At 69.9% G+C, this 8,837-nt stretch carries 8 protein-coding genes; 2 read left to right on the forward strand and 6 right to left on the reverse strand.

Features of this window, described 5'->3' with window-relative positions:
- Window positions 1-63 precede the first annotated feature (63 nt).
- A complete protein-coding gene (locus tag ACWGST_RS16490; RefSeq protein WP_452047752.1) occupies window positions 64-1,350 on the reverse strand; it encodes a uracil-xanthine permease family protein in 1,287 nt (428 codons plus the stop codon).
- 139 nt (window positions 1,351-1,489) lie between these two features.
- Between ACWGST_RS16490 and ACWGST_RS16495 the strand changes: the two genes are divergently transcribed.
- A complete protein-coding gene (locus tag ACWGST_RS16495; protein ID WP_452047753.1) occupies window positions 1,490-1,807 on the forward strand; it encodes a DUF4190 domain-containing protein in 318 nt (105 codons plus the stop codon).
- Window positions 1,808-1,898: 91 nt separating this feature from the next.
- On the opposite strand, the gene ACWGST_RS16500 is transcribed toward ACWGST_RS16495, so the two are convergent.
- Genes ACWGST_RS16500 through ACWGST_RS16520 form a run of 5 tightly spaced genes read right to left on the reverse strand, consistent with a single transcriptional unit; the run spans window position 1,899 to window position 7,029 of the window.
- Complete coding sequence (locus ACWGST_RS16500) at window positions 1,899-2,690, reverse strand: FadR/GntR family transcriptional regulator (protein ID WP_452047754.1); 792 nt, start codon at window positions 2,688-2,690, stop codon at window positions 1,899-1,901.
- 9 nt (window positions 2,691-2,699) lie between these two features.
- Window positions 2,700-3,491 carry a 3-oxoacyl-ACP reductase gene (locus tag ACWGST_RS16505; RefSeq protein ID WP_452047755.1) on the reverse strand — a complete coding sequence of 264 codons (792 nt, stop codon included), beginning with the start codon at window positions 3,489-3,491 and terminating at the stop codon, window positions 2,700-2,702.
- 28 nt (window positions 3,492-3,519) lie between these two features.
- A complete protein-coding gene (locus tag ACWGST_RS16510; RefSeq protein ID WP_452047756.1) occupies window positions 3,520-4,875 on the reverse strand; it encodes an aldehyde dehydrogenase family protein in 1,356 nt (451 codons plus the stop codon).
- A complete protein-coding gene (locus ACWGST_RS16515; RefSeq protein ID WP_452047757.1) occupies window positions 4,872-5,681 on the reverse strand; it encodes a gamma-glutamyl-gamma-aminobutyrate hydrolase family protein in 810 nt (269 codons plus the stop codon). The genes ACWGST_RS16510 and ACWGST_RS16515 overlap by 4 nt, the downstream gene beginning before the upstream one ends.
- Entirely contained in the window at window positions 5,662-7,029 is a 1,368-nt protein-coding gene (locus ACWGST_RS16520) for a glutamine synthetase family protein (RefSeq protein WP_452047758.1), read from the reverse strand. The genes ACWGST_RS16515 and ACWGST_RS16520 overlap by 20 nt, the downstream gene beginning before the upstream one ends.
- Window positions 7,030-7,256: 227 nt before the next feature.
- Between ACWGST_RS16520 and ACWGST_RS16525 the strand changes: the two genes are divergently transcribed.
- Window positions 7,257-8,819, forward strand: a complete 1,563-nt coding sequence (locus ACWGST_RS16525; protein ID WP_452047759.1) for an amino acid permease — start codon at window positions 7,257-7,259, stop codon at window positions 8,817-8,819.
- Window positions 8,820-8,837 lie beyond the last annotated feature (18 nt).

Genomic DNA, 8,837 nt, shown 5'->3' on the forward strand with positions numbered 1-8,837 from the left:
GATCGGCCCCGCGGCATCCGCCGTTCTCGGCTCTCGTCGCACGCGTGCCGGTGCGCCGCCCGCTCAGTCGGTGCCGCGGGCCTTGGCGATGCCGTTCATGAGGTGGTAGATCACGATGGCGGCGATCGTGCCGAGCGCGATGCCGTTGAACGAGACGCCGCCGACCGCGAAGGTGAAGTCCGCGATGCCGATGATGAGGGCCGTGGCGGCCGTGAACTGGTTGACGGGCTTGCCGAAGTCGACCTTGTTGTCGAGCCAGATCTTCACGCCGATGATGCCGATGAGGCCGTAGAGCGCCGTCGTGACGCCGCCGAGCACGCCCGCCGGGATCGTGTTGATGACCTCGCCGAACTTGGGGGAGAGGCCGAGCAGCACCGCGACGATGCCGGCGACCCAGTACGCGGCGGTCGAGTAGATGCGCGTTGCCGCCATGACGCCGATGTTCTCGCCGTAGGTCGTCGTGCCCGAGCCGCCGAAGAAGCCGGCGATCGTCGTCGCGACGCCGTCGGCGAAGAGCGCGCGACCGGTCGACCTGTTGATCGACGGGTCGGTCATCTGCGCGACGCCCTTGATGTGGCCGACGTTCTCGGCGATGAGCACGAGCACGACCGGGAGGAACGCGGGCAGGAAGCCCCACACGGCCGCATCGGCGAAGGGGTTCGCAGGCAGGTGGAAGGTCGGCAGGCCGATCCACGCGGCGTCCTCGATGCGGGCGACGTCGATCTCGCCCTGGATCGCGGCGGCGACGTAGCCGATCACGACGCCGACGAGGATCGACATGCGTCCGAGGATGCCGCGGAACGCGACGCTCGCGATGATGACGGCCGCGAGCGTGATGAGCGCGGTGACCGGGGCGAGCATGAAGTTGTTCTTCGCGGCCGGCGCCAGGTTGAAGCCGATGAGCGCGACGATCGCGCCCGCGACGACGGGCGGCATGAGCACGTCGATCCAGCGCGTGCCGACCCACTGCACGAGGAGGCCGACGAGCGCGAGCAGCACGCCGACGACGACGATGCCGAAGAGGGCGGCGCCCATGGGGTCGCCGATGCCCTTCGCACCCATCGCCGCGCTGATCGGCGCGATGAACGCGAACGAGGAGCCGAGGTAGCTCGGCACCCGGTTCTTCGTGATGACGAGGAAGAGGATCGTGCCGATGCCCGAGAAGAAGAGGGTCGTCGCGGGCGGGAAGCCCGTGAGGATCGGCACGAGGAAGGTCGCGCCGAACATGGCCACGACGTGCTGCGCGCCGAGGCCGATCGTGCGCGGCCAGCTCAGGCGCTCACCGGGGGCGACGACGTCTCCGGGGTTGACGTTCTTGCCGTCGCCGTGCAGGGTCCAGGGCAGAGTCATGCTGCTCCGTTTCAGGGAGTGAAGGGGTGGGGATCCATCCGATCGTATCGGGGGGATAGCCCCATATCGTGCGCCCCGCGGTGCTCGTAGCGTGGTCTCATGCCCACGGATCGGGCCCCCGAGAACAGGAGAGCACCCCATGACCACCGTCACCGACACCGCAACCCAGGCGCCGTTCGCGGAGCCGAACCCCTACGCCGCGCCGGCCGCGGAGACGCGCGGGTTCAGCATCGCGAGCCTCGTGCTCGGCCTCGTCTCGATCGTTTCGAGTTTCACCTTCTTCGTGCCCGTGATCGGCCTCGTGCTCGGTGTCATGGCGCTGAAGCGCGAGCCCGCCTCGCGCACCATGGCCGTCTGGGGCATCGTGCTGAACGCGGTGATGCTCGCGGGCACCGTGCTCGTCACGCTCGGCGCGCTCGTCTTCGGGCTCGCGATGCTGCCCTTCGCGTTCCTCTGAGCACCCTCTCGTTGGTCGAGTAGCGACGAAGGAGCGTATCGAGACCCGTCTGCGTGGTCTCGATACGCTTCGCTACTCGACCGACGGGGATTCAGGCGTAGAAGCCGCGCAGCAGTGCCTCGGTGCCCTCGAGATGCTCGGCCATGGCGCTTGCGGCATCGTCGGGGCTGCCGCGCAGGATCGCCTCGACGATCGCCCGGTGCTGCTCGTTCGAGTGCGCGATGTTCGGCGCGAGCAGCGGAATGCCGTCGAGCAGCTCGTTGACGCGCATGCGCACGTCGGCGACGAGGGGGATCACGCTCGGCGCCGCGAGCACCTCCGCGATGAGCAGGTGCAATCGGGAGTCGGCCATGCGGTACTGCTCGCCGCTCGCCGTGCGGCACTCCTCGTCGGCCTGCCAGAGCCGTTCGCGGTCGTTGGCCGAGAGCTCGCTCTCGGCGGCGCGCCGGGCGGCGCCGACCTCGATCACCGAGCGCAGCGCGAGCGTGTCTTCGAGCCGGCGGGCGGTCATGATCGGGTCGGCGGGTGCGCCGGAGCCGGCCGGCATCGCCGCGGGCAGCTCGTCGGAGACGAAGGTGCCGCCGTAGCGGCCGCGCCGGGCCACGATCCATCCGGCGTCGGCGAGGGAACCGATCGCGTCGCGCAGCGTGTCGCGGCTGACCTCGAGCATGGTCGCGAGCTCGCGCTCGGCAGGCAGCCGCTCGCCGGGGCCGATGAGCCCCAGCCGGATCGACTGCAGCAGCCGCTGCACGGTCTCCTCGAAGGCGTTGGCCGGGCGCGCGGGCGTCAACAGCAGTCCGGCGCTCAGCACCTCGGCCGGCGCCTCCGCCGTCGGTACGTCTGCCGCCGGCTCGGCCCGCTCGTCGTCCACTGCGTCGCCCATGCTTCGAGCCTAGAGCGGAGTGACGTACGCCGAGCTGATGCCGCCGTCGACGAGGAAGGTCGAGCCGGTGATGAACGAGGCGTCGTCGCTCGCGAGGAACGCGACCGCCGCGGCGAGCTCCTCGGGTTCCGCGAACCGGCCGACGGGAATGTGCACGAGCCGGCGCTGCGCGCGTTCGGGGTCTTTCGCGAAGAGCTCCTGCAGCAGCGGCGTGTTGACCGGCCCCGGGCACAGGGCGTTCACGCGGATGCCCTGCCGGGCGAACTGCACGCCGAGCTCGCGGCTCATGGCGAGCACGCCGCCCTTCGACGCGGTGTACGAGATCTGCGAGGTCGCCGAGCCGAGCACGGCCACGAACGACGCCGTGTTGATGATCGAGCCGCGCCCCTGCGCGACCATGTGCCGCAGCGCCGCTCGGGAGCACAGGTAGACCGACTTCAGGTTGACGTCCTGCACCTTCTGCCAGGCGGGCAGCTCGGTGGTCTCGATGGAGTCGTCGTCGGGCGGCGAGATGCCCGCGTTGTTGAAGGCGATGTCGACCGAACCGTAGACGCGGGCGGCGTCGTCGAAGAGGTGGTCGACCTGGGCCTCGTCGGTCACGTCGACCCGCACGAACAGGCCGCCGACGAGTTCGGCGGCGGCCGGCCCGGCCGTGGCATCCATGTCGCCGATGACGACGCGCGCGCCCTCGGCGGCGAGGCGCTTCGCGGTCGCGAGGCCGATGCCCGAGGCGCCGCCCGTGATGACGGCGACGCGGCCGGCGAGGCGCTGGGTGAGGTCGATGCGGGGAAGGTCGGTCATGGTGCTCCTAATCGCGGGTTCGTGGCCGTCAGTCGACGGCGAGGAAGACGTTCTTGGTCTCGGTGAAGGCGAGCGGCGCGTCGGGCCCGAGTTCGCGCCCGAGCCCCGATTGCTTGAACCCGCCGAACGGCGTCGAGTAGCGCACCGACGAGTGCGAATTGACCGAGAGATTGCCTGATTCGATCGATCGGGCGACACGGATGCCGCGGCTCAGGTCGCGGGTCCAGATCGAGCCCGAGAGACCGTACTGGCTCCCATTCGCGAAGCGAACCGCGTCGTCTTCGTCGTCGAAGGGGAACACGGAGACGACGGGGCCGAAGATCTCTTCGCGCGCCGAGCGGGAGTCGCGTGCCGGTGTGAGCACCGTCGGCGGGAACCAGAAGCCCGGGCCGGCCGGGGCGGCGGCCCGGAACGCGAGCTCCGAGTCATCCGGGACGAAGGAGCGCACGCGCTCGAGGTGGGCCGCCGCGACGAGCGGGCCCATCTCGGTCGCCTCGTCGGCGGGGTCGCCGACCCGCACCCCGGCGACGGCGGGCTCGAGCAGCTCCATGAAGCGCTCGTAGACGCTGCGCTCGACGAGGATGCGGCTGCGGGCGCAGCAGTCCTGGCCGGCGTTCTCGAAGACGCCGTACGGCGCCGTCGCGGCGGCGCGCTCGAGGTCGGCGTCGGCGAAGACGATGTTGGCGCTCTTGCCGCCCAGTTCGAGCGTCACGCGCTTCACCTGGTCGGCGCACCCGGCCATGATGCGTTTGCCGACCTCGGTCGAGCCCGTGAAGACGATCTTGCGCACCGAATCGTTCGTGACGAAGCGCTCGCCGACGACCGAGCCCTTGCCCGGAATCACCTGGAAGAGCCCGTCGGGCAGGCCCGCCTCGAGGCCGAGTTCGGCGAGGCGCAGGCTCGTCAGCGGCGTCCACTCGGCGGGCTTCAGCACGACGGCGTTGCCGGCCGCGAGTGCGGGCGCGAAGCCCCACGACGCGATCGTCATCGGGAAGTTCCACGGCGTGATCACGCCGACGACGCCGAGCGGCTCCTGGAAGGTGACGTCGAGGCCGCCCGCGACCGGGATCTGCCGGCCGAAGAGACGTTCGGGCGCGGCCGAGTAGTACTCGAGCACGTCGCGCACGTGCCCGGCCTCCCACCGCGCCTGGCTGATCGGATGCCCCGAGTTGCGCATCTCGATCGCCGCGAGCTCGTCGACCGCACCGTCGACGGCGTCGGCGAACCGGCGCAGGAGCCGGGCACGATCGACGGGTGCGAGTCGTGCCCAGTCGCGCTGGGCGGCGGCCGCTCGTGCGATCGCGAGATCGGTGTCGTCGATCGAGGTGGCGGCGACCGTGGTCACGACGGTCTCGTCGGCGGGGTTGACGATCGTGTGGGTCACTGGGCGGTCCCTTCGGAAGGAGCGTTCACCGAGCGTGCGGCGTGGTGCTCGCGTGCGGCGCGGTGTTCGCGGGCGGCGCCGACGAGCCCGGCGAAGAGGCGGCGGTCGGCGGCGTTCTCTTCGGGATGCCACTGCACCCCGATGCCGAACGGCACCGTTTCGAGCTCGACGGCCTCGATGACGCCGTCGTCGGTGCGCGCCGTCACCCGGAGGCCTTCGGCCACCTCGTCGAGCGCCTGATGGTGGTAGACGTGGATCGGCAGGGGAGCGGCGGCATCGCCGAGCACCGCCGCGAGACGGGAGCCGGGCTCGACCGTCGCCGAGGTCTCGCCGAACTGCGCGGCTCCGGGCTGGTAGGCGTCGCTGCCGACGACGTCGGGCAGGTGCTGCACGAGCGTGCCGCCGAGCGCGACGTTGAGCATCTGCGCACCGCGGCAGATGCCGAGGAACGGCAGTTCGACCTCGATCGCCGCGGTGAGCAGGGCGTCCTCCCACTCGTCGCGGTCGGTGCGCGGCGCGCCCGTGCGTTCGTGCGGGCTCTGGCCGTACCGCGCCGGGTCGACGTCGGCACCGCCCGAGACGATGAGCCCGTCGAGGGCGGCGAGCACGGCTCGCGCGATCGCGGCGTCGGACGGCTGCGGGGGCAGCAGCACCGCGATGCCGCCCGCATCGGTCACGGCGTCGATGTAGACCTTCGGCAGGAACGAGGCGCGCACGTCCCACACCCCGGTCTGCGCCTGCTCGAGGTAGGTCGTGATGCCGATCACCGGGGAAGGGATGGTCAGCTCAGAGTCGTTCGAAGCCACGCACCCGCTCCCAGTCCGTCACGGCCGCGTCGTAGGCGGCGAGCTCGATGCGCGCGTTGTTCAGGTAGTGGTCGACGACCTCGTCGCCGAACGCCTCGCGGGCGATGGCCGACCCCGCGAAGAGCTCGGCAGACTCGCGCAGCGTCGCCGGCACGCGCGCCACGTCGCTCTCGTAGGCGTTGCCCTCGAACGCCTCGTCGAGCTCGAGTTCGCCGTCGATGCCGGCGATGCCCGCGGCGATGAGCGCCGCGACGGCGAGGTACTGGTTCACGTCGCCGCCCGGCACCCGGTTCTCGACGCGCATGCCGAGGCCGTGGCCGACGACCCGCAGCGCGCACGTGCGGTTGTCGAGTCCCCACGCGATCGCCGTCGGCGCGAAGCTGCCGGCGACGTAGCGCTTGTACGAATTGATGTTCGGGGCCGAGAAGAGCGTGAGCTCGCGCATCGCGGCGACCTGGCCCGCGAGGAACCGGCGGAACAGGGTGGACATGCCGTGCGGGGCATCCGGATCGCTGAAGACCGCCTCGCCGCCGGTGCCGCGCAGGGAGATGTGGATGTGGCAGCTGTTGCCCTCGCGCTCGTTGAACTTCGCCATGAAGGTGAGCGACTTGCCGTGCCGGTCGGCGATCTCCTTCGCCCCGTTCTTGTAGATCGAGTGGTTGTCGCACGTGCCGAGGGCGTCGGTGTAGCGGAAGGCGATCTCCTGCTGGCCGAGGTTGCACTCGCCCTTCACGCCCTCGCAGTACATACCCGCGCCGTCCATCGAATTGCGGATGTCGCGGAGCAGGGGTTCCATGCGGGTCGACGCGAGCATGGCGTAGTCGATGTTGTAGTCGGTCGCGGGAGTGAGCTCGCGATAGCCCTTCTGCCAGGCCGCGCGGTAGCCGTCGTCGAAGACCATGAACTCGAGTTCGGTGCCGACGAACGCGGTCAGGCCCCGCTCGGCGAGGCGCTCGAGCTGCCGCTGCAGGATGCGCCGGGGTGAAGCCTCGACCGCGCTGCCGTCGAGCCACTGCAGCTCGGCCGTGACGAGCGCCGTCGCCTCGAGCCAGGGCGCGATCCGCAGGGTCGACAGGTCGGGGATCATCGCCATGTCACCGTAGCCGTGCTCCCAGCTCGACATCGCGTAGCCGTCGACGGTGTTCATCTCGACGTCGACCGCGAGCAGGTAGTTGCAGCATTCGGCGCCGTGCTCGGCGACGTCTTCGAGGAAGAGCCGCGCCGAGACGCGTTTGCCGATGAGGCGCCCCTGCATGTCGGTGAACGCGACGATCACGGTGTCGACGTGGCCGTCGGCGACCGCGCCGCGAAGCGCGTCGAGGGTGAGGTATCCGGTGGGTGCCGACATCCGCTGGCGCCTCCTCGAGTCAGGGTGAATGGTCGGTGATGCCGACCATTACACCACACCATCGATGCGCCACGACAGGATGATTCGGCCGAACGTCTGGCGAGCTTCGTCGAGATTCTTCGAGAAAGGTCTGTACGAGCAACCATTGGTCGCCCTATAGTTCAGGCCAACGCATCCCACCCCCGCGCTGCTGCGGCTGCGCGCTTCGAGAGAGCAAGGGAACAGCCATGACCAAGGACACGCTCAAGGTGTCAGGAGTGAAGTACACGACGGCCGAGGCCGGATACTTCGAGAAACGCAAGCTCACCCGCACGGCCGGCGTCTGGGGGCTCTGGGGCCTCGCCGTCGCGGCCGTCATCTCGGGCGACTTCTCGGGCTGGAACTTCGGCATCGACTTCGCCGGCTTCGGCGGCATGCTCATCGCCTTCGCCGTGCTCGTCGTCATGTACTACGGCCTCATCTTCTCGATCGGGGAGATGTCGTCGGCGATGCCGCACACCGGCGGCGCGTACTCGTTCTCGCGTGCGGCGATGGGGCCGTGGGGCGGGTTCGTCACGGGCCTCGCCGAGACGATCGAGTACGTTGCGACGACCGCCGTCATCGTGTTCTTCTCCGGCTCGTACGCCGACGCGATCACGAGCGAACTGCTCGGCTTCTCGATGCCGCAGTGGGTCTGGTGGGTGCTGCTCTACCTCGTCTTCATCGGCATCAACGCGGCCGGCGCGAGCATCTCGTTCAAGTTCGCGATCGTCGTCTCGATCATCTCGATCGCGATCCTGCTCGTCTTCAGCGCGATGGCGCTGTTCTCGGGCCAGTTCTCGTGGGACAAACTCTTCGACATCGTGCCCGACGCCGGCCAGACCGCGTTCCTGCCGCACGGCGTGCTGCCCATCCTCTTCGCCCTGCCGTTCGCGATGTGGTTCTTCCTCGGCATCGAGGAACTGCCGCTCGCGGCCGAGGAGTCGAAGGATCCGGTCCGCGACATCCCGAAAGCCGGCCTGATCGCGCGCGCCACGCTCATCGTGACCGGCCTGCTGGTGCTGTTCCTGAACACCGGCGTCGTCGGCGCCGAGGCGACGGGGGTCGCCGGCGAGCCGCTGCTCGACGGCTTCAGGGCCATCGTCGGCGACGAACTCGCCGCGGTGCTCGCACTCTTCGCCCTGATCGGCCTGCTCGCGTCGCTGCAGGGCATCATGTTCGCCTACGGGCGCAACATGTACTCGCTCTCGCGGGCCGGGTACTACCCGAAGTTCCTCTCGCTCACGGGCAAGCGGCAGACGCCGTGGGTCGCCCTCGTCGCGGGCGCGATCATCGGCTTCGTCGCGCTCGTCGTGCTCGACGTGCTCGCCCAGGTCGACGCCGAGGGGGCCGGCGCCGTGGCCGGCGCGATCGTGCTGAACATCGCCGTCTGGGGCGCGGTGCTCGCCTACCTGCTGCAGATGGTCGCGTTCGTGATCCTGCGCCGCAAGTACCCGAACGCGAAGCGCCCGTACGTCAGCCCGTGGGGCGTGCCCGGCGCGGTCGTCGCCGCAGTGATCGCCGGGCTCATCTTCCTCGGGTTCCTGCTCAATCCGACATTCGTGCCGGCGATCATCGCGATCGGCGTCGTCTACGCCGTGATGCTCGCGATCTTCGCGCTCTGGGGCCGGCACCGACTCATCCTCTCGCCCGAAGAGGAATACGCGGTCTCGGGGGGCCTGCACGGCGACCCGCAGGCCGAGGGCTATGGCGGCACGGTCGAGAGCGAGCTGCTCGCGACCGACGGCGTCGACGAGCCCGACCGGGTCTGAGCCCGGGTCTCACAAGCC

It is taken from the genome of Agromyces sp. NPDC055520 (genome assembly GCF_053619715.1).

Coding starts and splice junctions, on each gene's coding strand:
- ACWGST_RS16490 (WP_452047752.1), bottom strand. CDS start 1,350: ATGACTCTGCCCTGGACCCTGCACGGCGACGGCAAGAACGTCAACCCC.
- ACWGST_RS16495 (WP_452047753.1), top strand. CDS start 1,490: ATGACCACCGTCACCGACACCGCAACCCAGGCGCCGTTCGCGGAGCCG.
- ACWGST_RS16500 (WP_452047754.1), bottom strand. CDS start 2,690: ATGGGCGACGCAGTGGACGACGAGCGGGCCGAGCCGGCGGCAGACGTA.
- ACWGST_RS16505 (WP_452047755.1), bottom strand. CDS start 3,491: ATGACCGACCTTCCCCGCATCGACCTCACCCAGCGCCTCGCCGGCCGC.
- ACWGST_RS16520 (WP_452047758.1), bottom strand. CDS start 7,029: ATGTCGGCACCCACCGGATACCTCACCCTCGACGCGCTTCGCGGCGCG.
- ACWGST_RS16525 (WP_452047759.1), top strand. CDS start 7,257: ATGACCAAGGACACGCTCAAGGTGTCAGGAGTGAAGTACACGACGGCC.